Source organism: Aquisalinus luteolus (genome assembly GCF_009712425.2).
GTDB classification, from domain to species: domain Bacteria; phylum Pseudomonadota; class Alphaproteobacteria; order Caulobacterales; family Parvularculaceae; genus Aquisalinus; species Aquisalinus luteolus.
On record NZ_VCJR02000001.1, the window covers coordinates 104,151 to 126,933 of the forward strand.

Consider the following 22,783-nt stretch of genomic DNA (forward strand, 5'->3'; position numbering starts at 1 on the left):
TTGTGACGCCCCTCTGAATTTAGCCTACCCTAGAGCGCTTTCAGATATTGCGGAAACAGCTGTCTTGTGGCCGGGATGATCGCTTGCCCTGCGAGATCTTCCGGAGCGAAAAAGGTCTCCGCGAAAAACGGAAACTTCTTCTTGTCAAAACAGTTTTTCAGGAAATCGACGGTTGCTTTGCCTGCGGCGGATTTTATGAAATCCGTATGGTAGCTGATGAACAAGTCACGGTGATAATGCGGCCCTAACTGTATGGGTATCAGACCCGTTTCCATCGCCAGCAGGTAGGTCGGCATGACGCCGATGATCGCACCGCGCCGGATCAGCTCGTAGTAGGTGACAGATGAATTCACCCTGAACGAGACGAAACGCCTGTGGGGCGGTATTTCGAGAATTTCGAAAAAGGCGCTTTCATCGAGCTGTTCTGCCGCCTGGAAGCCGAGCTTGTGGTCTTTCAGGTCTTCCAGCTTTTTCGGCAGCCCGTAGGCCTTTTCATATCCAGGGGACGTGCACAGCATGAGGTGCAGACGCCCGAGCGGTTTCGTGATGAGCTCCGCCTCCTCGGGTGGCGCGAACTGAACCGACACATCCATGTGCTTTCTCAGCACGTCTCCCTTTGCCATCTGGGTATTGAGATCGATCGTGAGGCCCGGGTGGTTGCGTTGGAAGTCCACGATAAAAGGGACAAGCCAGAACAGGCCGAGGCCCTCGGTGATGCTGATGGAGATTTGCCCTCGCACGCCATCGGAACCAAGACGGGTGATACGGGCGAGTTTCCGCACTGCCTCTTCCACTTCCCGCGCCTCGGCAAGAAAGCGTTCACCAAATGGTGTGAGTTGAACACCCTCCACGCTGCGCTTGATGAGCTGCTCTCCCACCCGTTCCTCGAGCGCTGGCAGTCGTCGCCTTATCGTCGAGATTGAGAATGTGCCTTGGTCAGCCGCAGCGCGAAGGCTGCCGGCATCCACGATTTCCAGGAACATGCGGAAATCGTCCCAGCTTACCTGATCGAATAGCTGAAGCGGATCAGATGTGTTCATTTTGAACACGCCTTGTGACCGAATTTCTCTCTCCCCGAGACCGCCATTCTGCATGACAGTGGATCGCACGTTACTCGATGAGGGAAAAGATAATGACAAAGAGAGAGCATTCGACCCGTCCAGTAGAGTTCGATTGTTGCGGTCGCCAAGGCACGATTTCCGGCATGTCGATCATGCCCATCATACCGGCTCAAGCGCCGCATCATCATAAGTTTGCCCTTCGCAAGTTACAAACTCCTATTGTGAATTGCGATAAGTTTCAAGCAGTTATTACCCATAACAATGAGTGTGCCTGGGTCTTCCACGAATTGCGCCCCGACGATTATTCAAGGGTGTCCTATTTCGGCTTCACGGTTTTTCTGCCCCTGACGAAGTCTGGTCTTGAGGCCTTGCTTGCCGATGATCTCGATATGACAGACCCACCGCTCTCTGCGATTGCCGGTCGCAACGAGCAGCCAGAGTGCCTGTACTGGTGGGTTACTGCCGTCGACAACAGCGTATTCAAAATTGTACCGCTGATCGTCAATGAGCTACTGGGGCAGCGCTACCGGCATCTCGATATCATCGCCAGAATCGGTAGCAAGGCGGGCGGCGCGTCGATGTCCCGTGTCGGATTTGAGCCGGTCGATCCGGCAAAAAGCGGCATCGGAAATCTGATCATCTATCGCCGCCTTTCGAACCGTTCTCTCGATCCCGCCCTCGTGGAGGGCCGGTGGTCCCCTAAAGCGACATTTCATCAAGCCCAGAAAACGATCCAAGGCAGGGAGAGAGCCGCATGAGCGCGCATGATGACACGCTGACGCTTGGCCCTGCCCGCACCATGGAGGACCTGGCTAGGGTCTACACGATCAGGGCCGCGACCTATATGGCGGAACAAGATTGTCCTTATGATGAGGAGTTCGACGGAAACGATTTTGTCGGGACACAGATCCTAGCATCTGAAGACGGTAACCCCGTTGGATGTATCCGGCTTCGATATTTCGGGGACTTCGTCAAACTGGAACGGCTGGCGGTGCTGCCATCCTGCCGTGGCAAGACGCTTGCCCGCAAAATCATCACCTATGCGATAGAATTTTGCCAGCGCAAAGGCTTCCGGAATTTCTGCGCCCATGTGCCTGATCACACTCTGACATTGTGGCAGTCCTTCGGTTTCCGGCCCGCTGCACCGAACGGAACTCCGAAATCGGCATTCTCCTTCTCCGACTATGAATATCAGGAGTGCCATCTTTACACAGACTATAGCGGTGAGCAGGTCACACTTAACTCGAAACCACTAACCCTCATCAGGCCCGAGGGCGAATGGGACCGGCCAGGCATTCTGGACGCGTCAAGTTTACGGGGGGCCAAAGATCAAAAAAGAGAAGGGCAATATGAAACCTATCGAAAATCGGCCTGACACCAGGATCATCACCAACCAGGACGACCGGAAGGCGCTGCGGCGCATGGTTGAACATGCCGCGATGATGGCAAGGGATCATGGCTTTGTTGCTGCCGTCTACCGGTTGAACGAAGCCTTGGAAGAAATAGACAAGGAAATCAGCGGGAGTATACCACGTGCATGATAATGTTATTCCGTTCAAAGAATCCCCCATGCTGCGTCAATTCTCCGGCCAGACCCGAACGACTGACCAGCTTCTGCAAGTCCAGACGAACCTGTCGTTTTCACATGAGCTAAAACTTCTTAGGCGGGCCGGTCTTGGCAATGGCAAAAACCTGCTCGACCTCGGTTGCGGCAATGGTGCCTATTTGCGGGAGATCGAGAAGGCGATGCCGGGCGCCCAGTGCTTCGGCCTCGAGCGTGACGAGACCTTGGCTCAAACCGCCCAGTCCCGGCTTGCCAAGCCGAACAGTGTCTTCACCGGCACAGGCATAGAAGACCTCCCCGAGGACATGCGTTTCGATATCGTCCTCGCCCGGTATGTGGCGCTTCACTTGCCGGCGCTGTCGTTGCTGGGAGACTTTTTAAGATTGAAGGGCAGCCCAAGTGCCTGCCTGCTTCTGATCGATGCTGCTGACAGCTATTTCGAGATAAACCGTCCGATGCCTCTATTGCGCGCCACTATCGCCAAGCTATGGGCCTATTCAGGTGTCAATCGGACGCTTCACGATAACCTCGAACAACTTGAGTATCAGGCAGGGCTGAAGACGGCTTGGCAAAAAGACATCCTCATTCACAGCGACATGAAGGGCCTCAAGGCACAGTTTGCCTTCTATATGCTCCTCAATGCCAAATTCGCTGGCAATGATGAAATAGAGATGCCACTCTTTGATGAGGTGCTGGACTGGTATCAAGACGATGAATCATCGGCTCAGTTCGGATTATTCGGAGCCTTGCTGCGACCGAACTGACGTGGGGACAAGTGAAGAAGACGCGCACGATCGTTATCCATGGCGGCCCCGGTCTTTTGAGCGGATATTTGCGTGCGCCTCTTTCCGATCTCTTCCCGGAAATGGCGCTGGAATTCTTCGAGCAGTCTGAAGGCAATTCTGCTTCGCTTTCGGAAAGCCTGAAGCGATGCAGGGATGCTATGGAGAAGGCCTCGTCGACTAGCCGGTGCAATGTCTTGTGCCATTCGTGGGGCACATTGCTGTTGCTACTTTGTATCGAGAGCCACCCGGAACTCACCCGGAATATTCACAAGATCGTTTTTTCAAATCCACTTCCCCTTACCGCGTCAGGGTTCGGTGTCGCTCAGGCACGACTGTTTGAGCGTGTCCCTGAAGACCATGCGCTGCGGCTGAGGGAGTTGATGGCGAGCGATGATGCCGCTGATCATTCGGAGGGTCTGCGACAGCTTTATCCTTATTACAGCACTACAGACTCGATACCTGACGCCTTCAAGCCCGAATATGATTACAGGAGTTTCGCCGGTATCTTCGGTGAAGTCGGCGACTATGACCTTCGCAAATCTGCGCTCCTTGGCTCCGAGAATATTCTTTGTGTGTTTGGGACCGGTGACTTCATTGAGCCCAATGATTGTGCCGAGTTATGCGATGCGGCTTGCCAATCCATCAACATCGATGGCGGCGGGCATTATCCCTTTCTGGAGAAACCCCAAAAGTTCAGGCGTGTGATATCGGACTTCCTGAATTAAAGGATTGCAAGTTGGTGCATAAACCAGTTTTCGCACAACCCAAAATAGGATAGGTTCCGCCCTTCCCGAGAAGCGGGAGTTCCCAGTTGGAGTAGCGTCAAATGCATAGACCGAACCCAATCGACAAGTTGGTTGGCGAGAATTTACGCACCATGCGCACGATGCGCGGCCTGTCCCAGCAGGAAATGGGCGACAGAGTTGATCTGACATTTCAGCAGATACAGAAGTACGAAAAAGGCTCAAACAGGATAGCCGCGTCAAGGCTCTGGGCCTTCTGTGAAATACTGGACGTACCACTTGACGCCTTTTACATGCCATCACCTGCAGAGGCGATCAAGAAAGGTGCCGAGGGCAATCCGCACAAAATAAGCGATCGGCAAGAGGCTGACGAATTGCCGCCAGTCACCAGCGCGGATATCAGACTGGCCGCTCGCATCAATGCCCTCCCTGCGGATGCCCGCACGAAATTGCGCGATCTCATCGATGTTTTGTATAGCCAAAGAAAGTGATTATAAAAATTTACCTAATATGACGGGTGCGATGTGAATCTTACCCGACTGATTTCAGGGTAGGGAATTCCTGATCGGGCTCGTTGATTCTCGCCACCTAATCACCGTACTTATAATCTTATGAAGTGAGTAATATTGCAGGTTCCTTGTGCGTAAAATTCTGGTTTCTGCATAATCAGCTATAGATTCTCAGCACTAATCATAAATAGTGATATAGCCGTGCGAGTCCCGCTCAATTCTCTCGGGAAGACTCTCGGTGTTATTCTGATGCTCTCGGATTCTTTGATTATGGAAAGAGGGGCGGGTGTTGAGCTTTTATGCAATTTTGGTGTGAGTTGACGCGTGTTGATATCTCTATTAGGGGTGTTTACGGATTAAATCGATCTAGGATGGTTCCAGTATCTTTAGAATGGAAGGCAAGGTGATGCATCAATATACCCTCTATTCTTCGCTGATGGGCAAGGCTGTATTCATTACTGGCGGTGGCAGCGGAATCGGTGCTTGTCTGGTGGAGGCATTTCACCGTCAAGGTGCCAAAGTAGGCTTCGTTGATGTGGATGCGTCTTCATCCAGTAACCTTCTGTCCCGCCTGCACTCCCAGAGTGAAGAAAGTATCTGGTATCGCGAAGCGGACATTGCGGATATCGACTTGCTACAGGAGTGCATCAGCGAGTTTTCGGCGACTGCAGGCGGGCTGGATGTCCTCATAAACAATGTCGCAAATGATGCTCGCCAAGATACGCTTGAACTTGCACCCTGCGAGTGGAGAAACGGTCTTGCTATCAATTTGGATGCAGCTTTCTTCGCTACTCAGGCAGCGTTGAAAGTAATGCGTACACAAAGGGAGGGGGTTATTCTCTTTATGAGTTCAATCAATGCATTGTCGGGCATGACGCCATCCGTGCCGGCTTACGTTACTGCCAAGGCTGGCCTGTTGGGGCTGAGCAAATCCCTATCGCGTGAGTTCGGTGATTTTAACATCCGCTCCAATGCGATCCTTCCTGGATGGGTTGCGACAGAGAGGCAGCTTGGAACATGGTTGACGCCGGAGGTTGAAAAAGACTTCCTCAATAAAGTGGCGCTGAAACGTCGTTTACAGCCCCAGGCTATCGCTAGCACCGCACTTTTTCTTGCTTCAAAAGACGCCGATATGATTACTGGGCAGCAGTTCATAGTAGATGGCGGTTGCATATAAGTATTGATATAGATTCAAATCCCCTTTCTGCATTTTACCCTCTAGACTGGGTGAAATACTGAAGAAACGGCGCTCCACTTTTGGGGATGCTTTGTCCCGAAATGGTGCCTACACCTTTGTTTTTCAAAATAAGGTCGCCATCCATCTGGTTGGCATCGCGCTACCTTTCAGGTTTTGGTCAACTAGTTGCCGGCTTGGTTTCCAGTGCTCTCCCAATTGAATTGAGCAGAGCACACTGTTTTAGGCATTCAGCGCCTTTTGCGAAAAGTCAGTGGTGCGTCACCGACGTATTGCACAAAGTTGCGCATGGGGATATAGCACGAGGGTCTCAGTGCAACCGGAAAGCCAAAAAGGATAACAATTATGGCGGATAAGAGGTCGCGATCAGGTGACATCACAATTTACGACATTGCCGAGCAGGTTGGGGTTTCCCCCTCAACCGTTTCGCGGGCGCTGGCAGGATCTTCACGTATCGGTGAGAAGACCAAGGCGAAAATCATCGAAGCCGCGCGAGCAGGTCAGTATAGTGGTATTGCTGGTACGGAGGGAGGCAAAAAGCTGCGCCGACTTGTTGAGGTTGTCTTTCCGCTCGCAGTCGCCGGTGAGCAGCGAATTACCGACCCGTTCTATCTGGATATGCTTGCTGTGGTCGCTGACGGGCTTGCCGAGCGCAACTTCAATCTGGTGCTAATCAATGAAACACCTTGGGCGCGGAGGGGGAATGTTGCCCATCTCCCCCACGTTGCAGGTATGATCATTATCGGTCACGCGCCTGACCAAGAAGCGCTTCAGCGGTTTGGGCGGGAAAATTCAAATCTCGTTGTCTGGGGCGCGAGGGTCGATGGTGACCATCATCTTACTGTTGGAAGTGACAATGTCGCCGGGGGCAGGCTTGCCACAGAACATTTGCTTTCGCTTGGCAGAAGGCGTGTCGCCTTTATAGGCGATCCTGCAGAGCCGGAAGTAACGCAGAGACAGGAGGGGTACTTGCAGGCCCTTAAGGAGTGGGGTGCTGGACAGCAACCGATATTGTTCAAGTCGCCCTTCAATGCCTATCGCGCGCGAATTGCTGCGCAGGCAGCGGTTGCCAGTTCGGCCGATTTCGATGCAATTTTTTGCGGCAGCGATGTGATTGCTCTCAATGTCATTGATGCTTTGCGCTCTGTAGGGCGCCGAGTTCCGGAGGATGTTGCGGTTGTGGGTTATGACGATATCAGCCTGGCTTCGGCCTACGGCCAGTCGCTTACCACTGTAAGTCAGCAAATACCCGTGGGCGGGCAATTGCTGGTGGATGTTTTCTGCAGCGCTCTTGCGGGAGAAAAGGTCGACAGCAAGGTTATTCCTCCCAAACTTCAAGTTCGCGAAAGCACGATTTCTCATAAGAAGAGCTAAGTGGGCGACTCTAGGCCGGGCTGGCGCGCCGTTATGAGCGCGCTCATTGTGCAACAGGTTTCGCGAGTTTGTTTGATTATCCTGCGATTCAAGCGGACTTTTTCAGAGAATTGTTGATGGCGTCTTGACGATCCAATAAATATTGTGCAACAAGTTGTCCATCATAAGGTGAAAAGCCGGTTTTGGAGGAAATAATGTTGTATCGCTCGGGGAAAAGTTTTCTGTTGTCTTCTGTTGCACTGCTGGGTCTCTCGGCACAGGTTGCTGCCACTGCTCAAGAGGCTGCTGAGGGTGAGGAAAGAGATGACGATGTCATAGTGGTTTCGGGTATTCGGCAGAGTCTGGAGGATAGTGCTGAGGCGAAGCGCAACTCTGATAACGTGGCCGATTACATCAGTATTGATGATGTGGGTGATCTGCCGGCATTGAACATTGCCGATAACCTTGAATATCTCCCGGGTGCTGTTGGGCTGCGCTTTCGCGGCACTGTCGACCAGGTATATCTGCGCGGGCTGCCGCAGCTTCTTACGCTGACAAGCTTCAATGACCGGGAGGTGGCGTCCAGCAATGGAGTGCGTTTTGTTCGCTTCCAGAACTATCCAAGCTCGTTTTTCAAGCGTGTAGAGGTGAACAAGGCTCAGACCGCATCAATTGTCGAGGGTGGTGTAGCTGGGACGATAGTCCTTGAAACACCAAGCCCTTTAGATGACAGGCGTGACGACCTTCAGATCAGTGCATCGTATAGGGCGGAGTATGCGCCGTATAATGACAATAATGACCTGATCGACAATTGGGGCGGGCAGGCAATTCTGAGCCTTCAGGACAAGGTCGATATTGGCAAAGGTGAACTGGGGTGGCTATTTACCTACGATTATCATGACAACAAGAGGGTTATTTCCGGGCTCAGTTCGAACCCGGTCTACGATCGCGCCACGTTTGATGGTCAGGACGGGATCATTCCTGCCGCTCTTCTCTTTCAGAACGATACTGAAAACTTCGTTCGAAATTCCCTGCTCGGCGTGGTCGAGTGGGAGCCAAGCGATTCCCTTCGTCTTAAGGGGGATCTGATTATCAGTCACATCGACGACCCTCAGGAGAGAACCTTCTTCCTTGTTGCGGGATTGATCAATCCTGCCAGGTATGTCGACCCGGTCTTTTCTGATGGTGGGCAGCTACTTTCGACCGGGCTGGACAATGTTGTCACTCAGTCTCGCCGGGACAGTATCACGCAGGATGAGCTTTCTGTGCTGGCTGGCCTGAATATTCAGAAAGACATTGGTCGGTGGTCTCTGGAACTCGACGGCTCTTATTCACAGGTTGAGGGTGATCTGAGCCTGCGACGTGTTGCCATCCGTCAGGTAGGCATGGATACCACCCTTGAGGTCGGTGATGATGGGTGGACCATCGGGTCATTTGCCGGCGATCTATCGAATACCGGGCCGTGGCAGGGCGAGCAGCTCTACGGTAACAACGTGGACGAGTTCGATAGCGCTTGGTCGCTGAGCGCAAAGGCCGGCCGCGAGCTAAATACCGGTATCTTTACTAACTTTCAGTCTGGCATCCGTTACAGCAATCGTCGACTGGACTATTTCAGGGATGATGAAGACGACCGCTCACCGCGCGGCAATCCGGTGCCTGAAGAATTGTATGTTGATCCCTATATCAACTTTAATCCGGATCATGTACCGGGTGGTTTGACCGACCCGTTTGCAACTTTCGATGCGGCTGCGGCATGGGATTATTTTGTCGGGCTGACGCCAACTGGCGAGTTCGTGTTTGATGCGGACGACAGTGATCTGCTGCAATACAATATCGACAACGAGGAGAAGACCGTTTCCGGCTTCGCCGAATTATCCTGGGAGACAAAGTTGGGTCGTTTCCCGATCCGCGGGGTTGCCGGTGTGCGTGCCCTTCAGACGGACCTCACTGCCAAGGGCTTCTCGGGCGAGCTTATACTGACTGAGAATGGCTCGGGCGGTTTTGACCTGAGTGTCGGCGGGCTTGAGCCTGATGAAGTCAATACATCCTATACGGATATATTACCGAGCATCAACGCCACCATGATGCTGACCAACGACCTTCTCGTAAAATTCGGAGCTGGCAGAGCGATAGCTCGACCGAATTTCAATGAACTTCGCCTGGCGCGTAATCTGAATGTCAGCAATGTCGATGGGGATGATATTTATACCGGGTCTGCCGGCAATCCCTATCTTGATCCCATCACCTCAAATCAGTTGGATTTATCCCTTGAGTGGTATGGCGAGAACACGACGCTTACCGGAGGATACTACTACAAGGACATAGATGGCTTCATTCAGGACGGTCTGGTGCAGGAGGAGATCTCCGGATACACGTTTGACTTGGATGCACCGAAAAACCTAGGGGCCGGCGAGTTCTCCGGCTTCGAGGTTACCGCCCGTCATAACTTCGTATATCTGCCGGCCCCATTCGACGGCCTTGGTTTTTATGTGGCTGCGACGAAGAACTACTTCGATGGGGACCTGGATCAGTATCCGGCTTTGACGGAAACTGACGCTCAAGGTGAATTCGTCTTCGACCCGGCCGATCGGGAGTACTCTGTAGACGGATTTGCGCCGACGACATTCAGCTCGATCCTCTATTTCGAGTCTGGGCCGGCGTCGATCCGGGCCGGCTACAAGACTGCCGGTGAGATCGCCTCGGATATCGCCGGGCGCGGTTCGGTTGTTGCTCCACAGGTCCGAAGGGCAAAGGACATTCTGGATATCTCTGCAAGTTTTGATATCAACGAGAGGGTGAGCCTCGACTTCCAGGCATCGAACCTTACCTACAATGACGGCAGCGCTTACTATTTCTTCGAAGATTACTCGGTTCGAAACCAGCAAACGGGCCAAAACTTCTTTGTCGGTATTACATTCCAAAATTAGTAGTCGAGTCATTATGCTCAAGGTGTCTTTAGATCCTTCCAGACGTGATCTCTTTGTTGCGGGTGCTGGCCTTGCTGCCGGTTCCGCAACCGGAGGTTTCGCATCACCCGAGCCTGTCATGATCCATGTCAGAAACGAGGGCGGCGGGTCGTTCCTGCCCTCTCTCACGAGAGAGCTTGAAGCGGTTCCGCTTGATCGACCGGTCGTCATCGATTTCGAGCCAGGCGAATATGTCGTAGACGCAACTGGAACCTCGTCCCGATATCTTCACGTCAGCAATAATGATGATGGAGAGAAATCCATCGCTCTGCTGATAGAGGGAAGGCGCAACTTACTCATCAAGGGAAACAACGCCTCATGGCGGATGAGCGGTCAGGTTGTGCCGCTTGTCATCTTGAATTCAGAGAATGTAACTGTTGAGGATCTGACGATCTTCTGGGACCGGCCTTTCCATTGCGAAGGAGACGTAATTGATGTCGGCGAGTGGGGGTGTACGCTCTCCATTCCGCAGGAGTTCGACTACGAGGTGCGCGAAGGTAAATTTCATTTCCTCAATGAGGATACGCCCTCGAATATTGTCAAGAACATGCTCGAATATGATGCCGAGCGCCGAGAAACAAGATTTCAGGTCTGGGATAATTTCCTGAGAGGCTACAGCCCCTCAGGGGAAATGATATCGCGGCCATATCAAGTTACGGCCTTGAGTAGCCGTCGTGTGCGTTTTGAGATGGATTTCAAATCCACCCCTCTGCAGGGGAACCGCATGCTGATCATGCCTGCTTCACGCAATATACCAGCGATTGTAATTCAACACAGCCGTAGTGTCTCTTTGAATAATACCTCCATATATTCGGCTGGTGCGATGGGTGTCATCGCGCAGGTCTCGCACGATCTTGATCTGCGAGGGCTGAAGATAATTCCGCGTTCGGAAAAATATTATGTTTCGACGGGTGTCGACGCTACGCATTTTGTAAATTGCAGTGGGGCTATATCCTTCAAGGATTGCGAGTTTTCCAATCATATTGACGATGCTATCAACGTACATGGGATTTACTTGCGGATTGCAGATGTGCGCAGTGATGGCACTTTGCGCTTGGAGCACATGCATTTTCAGCAGCAGGGCGTGGACATGCTGCGGCCAGACGATATCATCTCTATCGATGACCAGTACTCACTAAATCCAAAGGAAATAGGGCAGGTCGCTTCTCTGGAACGAATTGATGCGCGCTTCCTGGAGGTGAAGACCTATGGCCTGCAAGGTAACAAGGTTTCGGTTGGCGATGTCGTCAATAATCTCAGCCTTCAGCCTGATATGAAGGTTAACCGTATCCGTACAGGGAGGAACCGGGCGCGCGGTATTCTCGTCAGTACGGCAGGGGACGCAGTCATCAAGAACAGCTATTTCCACACACCTGGGACTGCCATACGTATCTCTGGCGGCATCGATAAATGGTATGAGTCCGGCCCTGTGCGCCGGGTCAGCATGACGTCCAATCATTTTGATAACTGCAAGTACGGCGTATGGGGCAATGCGGTCGTCGATGCTGTTGCAGTCGATGCCTCCGAGAATAAAGACCGGTCACCTTATCATGGGCAACTGGAAATGCGTGACAACACATTTTCGACCTTTGATGGCCTGTTGGCGGACCTTTACCGAGTCAAGGCTTTTTCCTTTGTCGGCAATATAGTCGAGAAGACAGATGCCTATCCAGCTTTCAGGGATGTGGAGCAGCCGATCCTTTCAAAGGACGTCGGTACGCAAAACCTAAGATCGAATACCGTTCGTGGCTTCGATCCCGGATACAAAGCGGCCTTGTCGAAAGTATAAGGCGTTTCAGAAAGGATGGCGGTTCGCCAAGCCTGCAAGAGAACTCAGTATAAAGGTTAGTGTTAGCATGAAACTTTCAATACGAATCCTGTCTCTTCTCAGCGCACTGTGTTTGTCGATCGCTGGTGCGAATGCATCGGATAAACCAAATATTCTATGGATATTTATCGAGGATACTTCACCCTGGATGCCTGTCTATGGCGACGACACTGTAGAGACGCCAGCCATTAGTGAAATGGCCTCGTCCGGCGTCGCCTTTACGAATGTTTTCTCTCCAAATCCCATCTGCTCACCGACCAGGTCAGCCCTGATTACCGGTGGGCATCCGGCGGAAATCGACGTCAACAACCATCGTTCGTCGCGGGATGAGCGCGGGCGTGATGATGTATTCCTGCCGGAAGAGTGGGCGACGTTGCCTGAGCTGATGCAGCGCGCAGGCTATGAAACGTTTAATATCGGCAAGGACGACTATAACTTTGTGTACGATCGCAGAGATCTATACTCTCTCGGTCCGGATGGCGTTGAAGGCCATATAGGTGCGCTGGATGGGCCCGACTTTGACTGGCCCGAAGCCGTTGGCAGCAAGCCTTTTTTCGGCCAAATCCAGCTGGAAGGCGATAAGCACAAGGGGACGGCAAGGCGCACGATTTCCCCTGAGTCCGTTACGGTGCCGCCTTACTATCCAGAGACTGAAGAATTCAGGTCTCACATAGCCAGGCATTATGAGACCATCGAAATTACAGACGGCGAGGTGGGTGCGATACTTGAGAAACTCAAGAGTGCCGGGCTTGCTGACAATACGATCGTATTCGTGTTTGCCGACCACGGAATGCGAATGCTTCGTCACAAGCAATTCCTCTATGATGGCGGGGTCCATGTTCCGCTCGTCATATCCGGTGCTGTTGATAAAGAAAGGCTCTCGACCCTACGGACGCGTTCAAACGACCTCATCTCCCTTGTCGATGTCGCGGCAACGACACTGAGCATGGCCGGCGGCAATATTCCCGAGTATTTTTACAGCGAGGACCTTTCGTCTGCCGACTATGTCGAGCGCGACCACCTTATCCTCGCCCGCGATCGTGCGGACTACACTTTCGACTATATCAGGGGTGTGCGGACGGACCGTTTCAAGTATCTGAGGAACTATTATCCGGATCGGCCCTATCTACAGGCTCAGTACCGCGATAACTGGCCAGCCATGAAAGAGTGGAAGGAAATGTTTGCGACCGGTGACCTGACCCGGGAGCAAGCCCTGTTCATGCAGCCTGTGCGGCCGATGGAAGAGTTGTACGACCTGCGAAATGATCCTCATGAAGTGCACAATCTGGCGGCTGACCCTGAGTATGCTGATGAACTAAAGCGGTTACGTAGTATACTGGATGCCTGGGCGGCTGCAGGCAAGGACAACTCCAGCGTGCCACCCGATACCGAAGAGGTTCAGTCAATCATCGATCGTTGGGGTGAGCGTTGTGTTTCACCAGAGTGCATATCCGTTAGAAAGATGAAGCAGGATCAGAATTAATTCTATTATCCGGCATGATGCGCGAGTTACTGAATTTCTATCAGCATGCAGAGGCGGGCTCATAAGGCTTGGACAATAAATAAAAGGGATGGATAAAATATGACAAACGATTTAATTGGAAGCAGGAATAGATCCTTGATGGCGTCCGCTGCGGTTAGTGTGCTGCTATTGTCTGCTCAGCCTGCCGCAGCTATGCTCGAATCCGATTTTGATCCGTACAGAACCAGTTGCACGTACGATACGTCGAATGTGGTCACATACAATATTGCTGATGATTTCGGAAGCGGTAACGTCAATCGCAGTGCAATCATCAGTGCAATCAATGCAGCCGAGGATTATTGGGACACGACCGATCCCGACGCCAATATAGTCCTCGAAATTGATGCTGGCACCTGGGATATAGCAGGCAGCCCCGCGATCCGGTTGATCGGCTTGAACAGCACACGCCAGAATGATGATGGTTGGCTGATCTTCAAAGGTCAGAGCATGGCTCTCACAACACTCAATTTTACGGATATAGAGGCGAGAGGGTTCTTTGGCAGAAATGCCTATCGCGTTCATTTCTGTAATTTTCATATTACCAGAGATCAGGAAACGGTATCGCAAGGGGAGATCGTCGGATACCTGCAAGGGGCTTCATGGTCAGCCGATCCGGATCCGGATGTGTACGGTGATGAAACACTGGATAATCCCGGGACGTTTGATACGAGTGGAACAACTTCGGAATTTCCGGTGGTGGAACTGCATTCTGGTTTCCCAACCATTGCAGACATTTACAATGATGACTTCGGCCAGGGGCGTTACACCAAGCGCTGGCGTTATAATGCCAATGGCGAGCCGTACCGTGTTCAGGATGACCAGCAAGCCCCGTGGGAGCAGTATGCCGATTACGGTAGCGGGCGCTGGGTTCTGGGTATGTATAATGATCCAGGTTATGAGATAGGCGATACGATTGCCATCAAGTCGAAGCTCGCCGGTGAGCCCTTTTTCTTCAATCAGGGCGATTCCATCACTGTAGAGAATATTCGAGTCACGCGCGCCAGCCGTATGTTGTTCCGCGGCGGAGTGGATAATATTACCTTCCGCAACGTGTCAATCGAGCGGCAAGCCAGTGTCGGAGGCCGGATACCATTTCTCTCTACCGCCGAAGGGGGGCCACAGATGGGCCAGCCCGATGAAGGTCCTTTGACGAATATCGTGGTCGAAGACATGCAGGCGTTCGGTACCGGAGACGACCCTCTTGCTGCGTTCGATGTAACCGGCCTTTTTGTTACATCTTCGACTTTCAGCGATTCATTCGCTCGCGGTATCTTGCTGGATGACACATCGACCACTCCTTGTATAACAGATACATTGGTGGAGCGGGCACCCATAGCGCCAGAAAATCCCTCTTATGCCTGGGGGTGTCAAAGCGACAGCACGCCACCCTCTGCTGTAACCTTCCTGACAGCAAGTGCGGCAACTGCCGGAGTTGATTTAAGCTGGACAGATACTCCGCCGATGGATTTTGACGGATATGTCATTACCCGAACCGAGGCGGGAGGCAGTCCGTACGAGATTGCCAATGGCGTGTCCGGAACATCCTATACGGATATTTCAGCAGAAGCAGGTGTTCAGTACACATATGAAATTGAAGCCTTTGATACATCCAGAAACCGCTCCTCCGCAGCGAGCGTAACGATAACTCCCTAACATTTTGCTGGATGCGGATGTCCGGGCTTGCTGGAAAGTCCCTAAAGTCAGAAGTCAGCGAGGATATGAACTGTGATCACGGCTGTAAGAAATATTCTCCTGTCACTCATGGTTGCTTTTCCGATCCACGGGGCCACTGCGATGGAGAGTAATCCGTCCGGGCCAAATATAGTTCTTATCTTTGTCGATGATCTGGCGTGGGTCGATGTCGGCTTTCATGGGGGAGCTGTCCCAACCCCCAACATAGACCGTTTGCGCCATGCCGGAATAAGTTTCGAAAGGGCTTATGCCAATTCACCAACGTGCAGCCCCAGTCGCGCGGGCCTGATCACCGGGCGCCATCCGGCCGCCTTAGGTTTCTTTCGTCACATAGGTTCCGGGGAGAATACCGGTATCGACAAGTTCGGGCGTACGGAACAATCGCATGCAATGCTTGAAGCGGACCCTGCACAGGCACCATCTCGCAATTGGCTTCCGCTAGAAGAGGTGACGCTGGCAGAGCGCCTCAAGGAGAGGGGCTATGCTACAGGCTTTGTCGGAAAGTGGCATCTGGGACATGAACCATACCATCCCGTAAATCAGGGCTTTGACGTGCAGTTCGGTGTCACCAATGCGGGGCATCCCAAATCCTATTACCCGCCTTACTTCTCCAACAGTGACGTGTACGCAGATGCTGATAACGATTATTATCTTACAGATCGCATCGCTGATGATGCCGCAGCGTTGTTGAATGATTTTCTGAAAGGCGATGATACCCCCTTCTTCCTGTCTCTTTGGTTCTACGGTGTGCACACGCCTCTGGAGGGCAAGCAGGAGCGCGTCGAGTTTTATATCGATCAAGGAGTCGCCGAAGAAAGAGCAAACCTTCATGCGATGATAGAGTCCATGGATCAGGCGATCGGCAGGGTGATCGACATGATAGAAGAGGGTAATAAGCTGGATGACACCCTGATTATTTTTGCATCCGATCAGGGTGGCTTCCTTGAAACGCCCCCCTTACGTGGCCGCAAGGGGGGCGGTGAAGCGTTGTATGAGGGGGGCTCGAGAGTGCCTCTGGTATTTCATTACCCCAAACGAATTCCTGCGGGCATATCAAGGGTGCAGCCAGTATCTCTTATAGACATCGTTCCGACAGTCATGGACTTGGTTACAGGAGAGGTGCCCAAAGAGCTTCACGGTGAGAGCCTTGTGTCCTCGTTCATGAAGGTTCCTGACCAAGAAGGCGAAGTTATTCTGTATCGTCATTACGAGGACAAATTCGGTGCCTTGATAACTCCTCGTTGGAAATTCATCGCCAGTCTAGCCGGGCAGAATGAGCTTTACGATCTCAGTTCCGATGCCGGAGAGGCGAACAATCTTATCAAGGATTATCCTGAAATCGGGATGTGTATGGAGCGCAGGTTCCGCGAATGGGTCCAATCAAACGCTGCCTTCGATCCCTATCAACATGGCGCGCAGTCCGGCGAGCCGGGCAATGGAGGAAATGAGTGCATCAAAAACTGAATACTGAAAACCGAGTGGAAATTCCTGCACGGCACGCAATGAAGTCTCTGCTTTGTCTTTCGCTCGGCCTTATGTTCGTTATAGCTGGCAGCTTCTCGACGGCTGCGGCTCAGGATGTAGCCTTCGATGCATACTTTTCCGATGGCATGGTTTTGCAAAGGGGCAAGGCCAACACGATTACCGGTGTAGCTCCCCCGGGAACTGATATTACAGTAACTTTGGCCGCCAAATCGCAAAGAACGCAAGCGTCAGAGTCGGGGCGTTGGCAGACAACCTTTCCGCCAATGGGGCCGGATGGTGTGCATACTTTGACGGTTCAGGCGGCGGATGCAGAAGGTGTCACGGTGCGCAATGTCGAGTTCGGTGACGTCTGGCTCTGTTCAGGTCAATCCAACATGGTTTGGCCGGTACAGTCTTCTGCCACGCGGGACAAGGAATACAGCGCTGCAGAGGAAACGAATATCCGTATAATGCAGATCGACCTTGACCCCCGTGGTTCGGAGTCATCCATCGTACCAGTTGGCAAACCCTGGAGCGTTCCCGACGAGCGGAGTCTCGCCAGTTTCTCGGCATCCTGTTGGGCATTCGGTAAATATCTGGATCAGAATGTCGATGGTCCCATCGGGTTGGTTCAGGCGGCGCTCGGAGCTACCAGGATTGAAGAGTGGTTAAGCGCGGATGCACTGAAGCGAGTTGGTGGCATGGATGAGGAGCTTTCGGTGCTTGCATCGTATTCGAGCGCTCCGGAGCAGGCGCTGAGGGCATTTACGGAGAATGCCTTGAAGGGGGCGGCGGCCTACGATGAGGGACTGATCAATACCCATTGGTATGCGGAAGGGTTTGATGATACGCGATGGGAAAAGATCAAGCTACCCACAACCTGGATAGGCTCACCGCGCTCGGGTGCCCCAGCCAACGAGTATATCGGCGTAACGTGGTTTCGGCGCAGTTTCGACATGCCCGCCCTGAGCGATGACGCCAAGATTTATCTGGAATTGGGTTCCATCGACAAGCAAGGCGCTGTGTGGATTAATGGGGAGCTTGTTGGTAGTAGATATTCCGGAGCGGTGCCTTTCAGGGTGGAGGTTCCCGGTAATCTTTTGCGTGATGGGGCTAACCAAATTACCGTTCGTGTTGCTGATGATGCTGGACGGTCGGGCTTTCCAGGCGCCGGGCAGGCTTTCGGTATCGAAGTCGACGGGCAGCTTTCTAGCCTTGCAGGCTTCTGGCGTTATCGTATCGGGGCGGACCGGCGCGCTATGGGGGAACTGGACAATCCCCCTTGGGCACCGCGCAGCGGAATACAGATACTTTGGAATGGCATGATCGCTCCGCTTACGGACAAGGGTATCAAGGGCGTTGCCTGGTATCAGGGAGAGAGTAATTCTCGCTCGCCGGAAAGTTACAATAGTCTTCTCGCTGCGCTCGTCGATAGCTGGAGAGGCCGGTTTGATAGTCAGGACATGCCAGTCATCATCGCCCAATTGCCTGTTTATGGAGGCCTCGTTGACAGGTCCGGGGATAGTGGCTGGGCTGACATACGTGAAGCGCAGCGTCAGGTCTATCTGAACAGAGATAATGTTGGCCTTGCTGTGTTGCTTGATCTGGGAGTTCGCACGGAAATACATCCGGCTCATAAGGAGGAAGTTGGACTCAGGCTGGGGCGAGAAGCGCTGCGTATCGCATACGGGGGAGATATTCAGCCACCTGCCATGCCCGTTGGTGGGCAGCGCGACGGCGGTGCCCTGCTAATCCGGTTTGGTCCCGGGGAAAGGCAACTGCGGGCCATCGGTGGAAACGCGCTTATCGGATTCGAGACATGTAATGCGCAATGGCAGTGCCGCTATGCAAGGGCGGTCTTGCTGGGGGATGGAGCTACGGTGCGTGTGGCGGGCCTGCGTGAAGAGGATGTCTACCTGCGCTATGGATGGTCCGCCTCTCCCCTGACAAATCTTTATGAGGAAGAGGACATACCTGTCTCGCCATTCCGCTTCGCCATGCCGGACGAGTAAGTCTGCTTTGAAGTCCAAGTCTATTCTTAAATCAATCTGCGCGACATTCAGACCGTGCAACAAGTTGTTCCATTCCCCTTTTTTGTATGATGCTGGAAAATAAACTTGAGATAGAATGGGCGTCGTGATAATTATCTGAAAGGCAACAAGTTGCGCATATAATGGTTTGATGACCTTTGGCGTACATGTTCCCTCAGGAATGTTTCCATGTTCCCACCTCCCTTCCTCGGGCTTCGGCCCGAGGACTCTTTTTGAGTGGTGCCGGCATCTCCTGAGGCAACCAGAAAATAAATGCCTGTTGAGTGCGACAGGGAGGCATAAATGTATCTTGAAATCATCGATCTGGTGATCGTTGCCGGCTATGCGCTGGCGCTGATTGCGATGGCGACGCTGGTCTCCCGCGAGAAGGCGGGCCACGAGAAGAATACCGAGGACTACTTCCTCGCCGGCAAGGCGCTGCCCTGGTGGGCGATCGGTGCCTCCCTGATCGCGGCGAATATCTCTGCCGAGCAGATCATCGGCATGTCGGGCTCCGGCTTTGCCATCGGCATGGCCATCGCCTCCTATGAATGGATGGCGGCGATCACGCTGATCATCGTGGGCAAGTTCTTCCTGCCGATCTTCCTCAAGCGCGGCATCTATACCATGCCGCAATTCCTGGAGAGCCGGTTCGGCTCATCGGTCAAATACGTCATGTCGGTGTTCTGGCTGGTCCTCTACACCGTCGTGAACCTGACCACCGTCTTGTGGCTTGGCGCAACGGCGATTAACACGCTGACCGGGCTCGAGATGTTCTACGGCATGCTGGCGCTTGCCGCCTTCGCGGCGGCTTACTCCATCTATGGCGGGCTGAAAGCCGTTGCCCTGACCGATATCATCCAGGTCGTGCTGTTGATCTTTGGCGGCGCGCTGATCACGTGGATCGTGCTCGGCGAGCTGGGCGGGGACGCAGGTGCCGTTGCCGGCTTCCAGACACTGATGGCCGAACTGCCTGAGCGCTTCGACATGATCATCGACCGCGAAACCCGGCCTGAGGACTTCCAGAACCTGCCGGGTATCGGCGTGTTGATCGGCGGTATGTGGATCATGAACCTGTCCTACTGGGGCTTCAACCAGTACATCATCCAGCGTGCCCTTGGCGCCAAGGACATCAAGGAAGCCCAGCGTGGCGTCCTGTTCGCTGCCTTCCTGAAGCTGATCGTGCCGTTCATCGTCGTCGTGCCGGGTATTGCCGCCGTCATGCTGGCGCCGGATATCGGCAAGCCGGACCAGGCCTATCCGACGATGATGACCTATGCCCCTGTCGGCATTCGCGGGCTGATCTTCGCGGCGCTGGTCGCGGCGATCGTCTCGTCCGTCGGCTCGATGATGAACTCGATCTCGACGATCTTCACCATGGACCTCTACAAGCCGCTGCTGGCGAAAGATGCACCGGAGAAGCGCCTCGTGATGATCGGGCGGATCGCGTCTTTCACCGCGCTCGTCATCGCCGTGTTCCTCGCCCAGCCGCTGCTCGGCGCGTCGGGCCAGGTGTTCCAGAACATCCAGAACTGGACCGGCTTCGTGACGCCGGGCGTGTGCGCGATCTTCTTCCTCGGCATGTTCTGGAAGAGGGCAACGGAGATCGGCGGCCTTGCCGCCGTGATCGCATCGGGCGTCCTGTCCTTCGCCTGGCCGATGATGTTCCCCGACATGCCGTTCATGAACCGCGTCGGCTTTGTCTTCCTGTTGTGCCTTGGCCTCGGCATGCTGGTGTCCTACCTGCAGAAGCCGGATGGCGACGACAAGGTGGTCCGCCTCGGCGACATCTCGTTCAAGACCGGCCTCGGCTTCAATATCGGCGCGGTCATCGTCGTCATCGCGCTAGTCATCCTCTATGGCGTCTGGTGGTAGACGTGGGGATAAATCAGTACACAAATGCGGAGAAGTCATGATGGCGGATAAGCAATCTTCCGGAGCACATATCCTGTTGACGGGGGGCGCGGGCTATATCGGCAGTCACGTGGCCGTTGTCCTGCTAGAGGCGGGTTATGACGTTACCATCCTCGACAATTTCGCCAACTCTTCTCCGGTTGCGGTTGAGCGCATTAGCGAAATCGCAGGACGCAAGCCGCATTTGATCAGGGCCGACCTAAGCGACCGGGACAGTATGGAAGCGATCGCAGCACAGATAATGGCCACTGGCCTTGATGGTGCCGTCCATCTGGCGGGGCTAAAGGCGGTTGGCGAATCGGTAGAGCAACCAGCCCGCTATTATGACCAGAACATCAACTCAACGCTCAATTTGATTGAGATATTGAAGATCTGTCAGGCGCCTGTTGTAGTGTTTTCATCATCAGCGACCGTTTATGGGGAGCTAAACGACAGTCCGGTGGCAGAAAGTGCCCTGACGGGGCCGACCAACCCCTATGGCATGACCAAACTGTTCAACGAGCAAATACTGGCGGACCAGGCTCGGGCTGACGGAGCGTGGAAGGTGGTGAACCTCCGCTACTTCAATCCTGTCGGGGCGCACCCATCAGGCTGTATCGGAGAGGATCCGCTGGGGATTCCCAACAATCTGTTTCCGTTTGTCGCTCAAGTTGCTGTCGGTCGCCGTAAGCTGCTAAAAATCTTTGGTGGGGACTATCCGACCGGAGACGGCACTGGCGTGCGTGATTATATTCACGTCATGGATCTTGCCGAGGGACATAGGATGGCCCTCGATCATGCGCTTTCACGCGAAGAAGGATTTGTTCAGGCGATCAATCTTGGCTCAGGGCGTGGCAATTCTGTCCTTGAGGTTGTGGACGCGTTTGGAGAGGCGGCCGGTTGCTCCATTCCATACGAGATTGCACCTCGGCGAAGTGGAGATGTTGCAGAAATTTATGCCGATGCAAGCCTGGCCTCAGACCTGCTTGGATGGCACCCCACTCGCGTCCTTGCCGATATGTGCCGGGACCACTGGGCTTGGCAGTCTCTCAATCCGCAGGGCTATGGCCCGGCTGGCGAAAACGGGGAGGCCTGCACATGACAGCGGACATAGCTCACCTCAATACTTTGGCTGGTTCTCTCTATCGGCGTCATTTCGTCAAGGCGGACAGCCGATCGCTTTGGCTATACGGCTATGAGCCGCACGATCTGGAGCCGCTTGCCGAGGAGGGGGGCGAACCGATCCATGGCGGCTCGCTGCGCTGGCACCCCCTGCGTCAGGAATGGAACGTCTATGCCTCTCACCGGCAGAACCGCACCTTCAAGCCATCGGCAGCGGACGATCCGCTAGCTCCCTCGAAGCCGGGCGGCGCAATGACAGAAATTCCGTTTGCGGATTTTGAACTGGCGATCTTCGACAACAAGTTTCCCAGTTTTCACCCCGATGTGGTAGCACCCGCGGAGACCATACCCGGAATGGCTCTGCATCGTCCTGGCGGGAAATGTGAGGTCGTCGTCTATACACCAGCTCAGGAAGGCAGCCTTGCCACCATTGGTCAAGAGCGCCGGCTGCTGCTGGTGGCAGCCTGGATCGACCGATATGAAGCTCTGTTTGCCGAGGGGCATAAGTTCGTGCTGCCATTCGAAAGCCGTGGCGAGGAGGTCGGCGTCACGCTGCATCACCCGCATGGACAGATTTACGCTTTCGATGTCCTGCCTCCGGTCCAGCAAAATATGACGGCGAGCTTCCGGGAAGGATATGATTTAGCGACCGAGATGGTATCGTGGGGAGAGCGTTATGAAGTGACACGGGCAGGGGGGCTGCGCGTCGTAACGCCGCCATTTGCTCGCTTCCCTTATGAGACTTGGATAGTTGCAGAAGACGCCGTGCCAGGTCCTTGGGCATTCAGTACTGAACAGGTTGATGCATTCGCTCATTTGCTCGGCGATATGACGCGGCGATATGATTCGCTGTTCGGCCGACCGACCCCGTATATGCTCTCTCTGCAGGCAGCACCCGTTGGAGAGGAGCTAACATTTCAGTTTACGACACAGTTTTACCCATTGCTGCGATCGCCTGACAAGGTGAAGTACCTCGCTTCTGTCGAGCAATCGACCGGTCTTTTCACAATCGACATCATGCCGGAGCAAGCGGCAGCAGCCCTGAAGGATATCTAG

Annotated in this window: 18 protein-coding genes; 17 read left to right on the plus strand and 1 reads right to left on the minus strand. The window is 53.7% G+C overall.

Going from position 1 to position 22,783, the window contains the following annotated elements:
• Positions 1–29: 29 nt before the first annotated feature.
• Positions 30–1,040, minus strand: a complete 1,011-nt coding sequence (locus FF098_RS00500; RefSeq protein ID WP_166426255.1) for a LysR family transcriptional regulator — start codon at positions 1,038–1,040, stop codon at positions 30–32.
• 92 nt (positions 1,041–1,132) lie between these two features.
• On the opposite strand from FF098_RS00500, the gene FF098_RS00505 reads away from it, so the two are divergent.
• From FF098_RS00505 to FF098_RS00585, 17 genes are all read left to right on the plus strand, one after another.
• On the plus strand, positions 1,133–1,819 hold the full coding sequence (locus tag FF098_RS00505) for a hypothetical protein (protein ID WP_155135832.1): 687 nt from the start codon (positions 1,133–1,135) through the stop codon (positions 1,817–1,819).
• Positions 1,816–2,436, plus strand: coding sequence for a GNAT family N-acetyltransferase (locus FF098_RS00510; protein WP_155135835.1), 621 nt, complete (start codon positions 1,816–1,818; stop codon positions 2,434–2,436). Before FF098_RS00505 ends, FF098_RS00510 begins: the two co-directional genes overlap by 4 nt.
• The gene (locus FF098_RS00515; RefSeq protein ID WP_155135838.1) at positions 2,411–2,602 is read left to right on the plus strand and encodes a hypothetical protein; all 192 of its coding nucleotides are present in this window, start codon (positions 2,411–2,413) and stop codon (positions 2,600–2,602) included. The genes FF098_RS00510 and FF098_RS00515 overlap by 26 nt, the downstream gene beginning before the upstream one ends.
• Positions 2,603–2,630: 28 nt before the next feature.
• Positions 2,631–3,389 (plus strand): class I SAM-dependent methyltransferase, encoded by a 759-nt coding sequence (locus tag FF098_RS00520; protein WP_155135841.1) that lies wholly within the window; start codon positions 2,631–2,633, stop codon positions 3,387–3,389.
• 11 nt (positions 3,390–3,400) lie between these two features.
• The gene (locus FF098_RS00525; protein WP_166426256.1) at positions 3,401–4,135 is read left to right on the plus strand and encodes an alpha/beta fold hydrolase; all 735 of its coding nucleotides are present in this window, start codon (positions 3,401–3,403) and stop codon (positions 4,133–4,135) included.
• Positions 4,136–4,236: 101 nt separating this feature from the next.
• Positions 4,237–4,644 carry a helix-turn-helix domain-containing protein gene (locus FF098_RS00530; protein WP_155135847.1) on the plus strand — a complete coding sequence of 136 codons (408 nt, stop codon included), beginning with the start codon at positions 4,237–4,239 and terminating at the stop codon, positions 4,642–4,644.
• A 409-nt stretch (positions 4,645–5,053) separates the two neighbouring features.
• Positions 5,054–5,839 (plus strand): SDR family NAD(P)-dependent oxidoreductase, encoded by a 786-nt coding sequence (locus tag FF098_RS00535; RefSeq protein WP_155135850.1) that lies wholly within the window; start codon positions 5,054–5,056, stop codon positions 5,837–5,839.
• Between the two features lie 363 nt (positions 5,840–6,202).
• Positions 6,203–7,231: a LacI family DNA-binding transcriptional regulator gene (locus FF098_RS00540; RefSeq protein ID WP_155135853.1), complete on the plus strand. Its 1,029-nt coding sequence runs from the start codon at positions 6,203–6,205 to the stop codon at positions 7,229–7,231.
• Between the two features lie 194 nt (positions 7,232–7,425).
• Positions 7,426–10,137, plus strand: coding sequence for a TonB-dependent receptor (locus FF098_RS00545; protein ID WP_155135856.1), 2,712 nt, complete (start codon positions 7,426–7,428; stop codon positions 10,135–10,137).
• Positions 10,138–10,150: 13 nt separating this feature from the next.
• Positions 10,151–11,965 carry an alpha-1,3-galactosidase-related protein gene (locus tag FF098_RS00550; RefSeq protein ID WP_155135859.1) on the plus strand — a complete coding sequence of 605 codons (1,815 nt, stop codon included), beginning with the start codon at positions 10,151–10,153 and terminating at the stop codon, positions 11,963–11,965.
• 67 nt (positions 11,966–12,032) lie between these two features.
• Positions 12,033–13,487, plus strand: a complete 1,455-nt coding sequence (locus FF098_RS00555) for a sulfatase family protein (RefSeq protein WP_155135862.1) — start codon at positions 12,033–12,035, stop codon at positions 13,485–13,487.
• Between the two features lie 135 nt (positions 13,488–13,622).
• Positions 13,623–15,179, plus strand: coding sequence for a hypothetical protein (locus FF098_RS00560; RefSeq protein ID WP_155135865.1), 1,557 nt, complete (start codon positions 13,623–13,625; stop codon positions 15,177–15,179).
• A gap of 72 nt (positions 15,180–15,251) precedes the next feature.
• On the plus strand, positions 15,252–16,682 hold the full coding sequence (locus FF098_RS00565) for a sulfatase-like hydrolase/transferase (protein WP_155135868.1): 1,431 nt from the start codon (positions 15,252–15,254) through the stop codon (positions 16,680–16,682).
• Positions 16,667–18,694, plus strand: a complete 2,028-nt coding sequence (locus FF098_RS00570; RefSeq protein ID WP_155135871.1) for a sialate O-acetylesterase — start codon at positions 16,667–16,669, stop codon at positions 18,692–18,694. Before FF098_RS00565 ends, FF098_RS00570 begins: the two co-directional genes overlap by 16 nt.
• 321 nt (positions 18,695–19,015) lie before the next feature.
• On the plus strand, positions 19,016–20,587 hold the full coding sequence (locus FF098_RS00575; protein WP_155135874.1) for a sodium/sugar symporter: 1,572 nt from the start codon (positions 19,016–19,018) through the stop codon (positions 20,585–20,587).
• Between the two features lie 37 nt (positions 20,588–20,624).
• Positions 20,625–21,707 carry a UDP-glucose 4-epimerase GalE gene (gene galE / locus FF098_RS00580; RefSeq protein ID WP_229714494.1) on the plus strand — a complete coding sequence of 361 codons (1,083 nt, stop codon included), beginning with the start codon at positions 20,625–20,627 and terminating at the stop codon, positions 21,705–21,707.
• Entirely contained in the window at positions 21,704–22,783 is a 1,080-nt protein-coding gene (locus tag FF098_RS00585; RefSeq protein ID WP_155135877.1) for a galactose-1-phosphate uridylyltransferase, read from the plus strand. The genes galE and FF098_RS00585 overlap by 4 nt, the downstream gene beginning before the upstream one ends.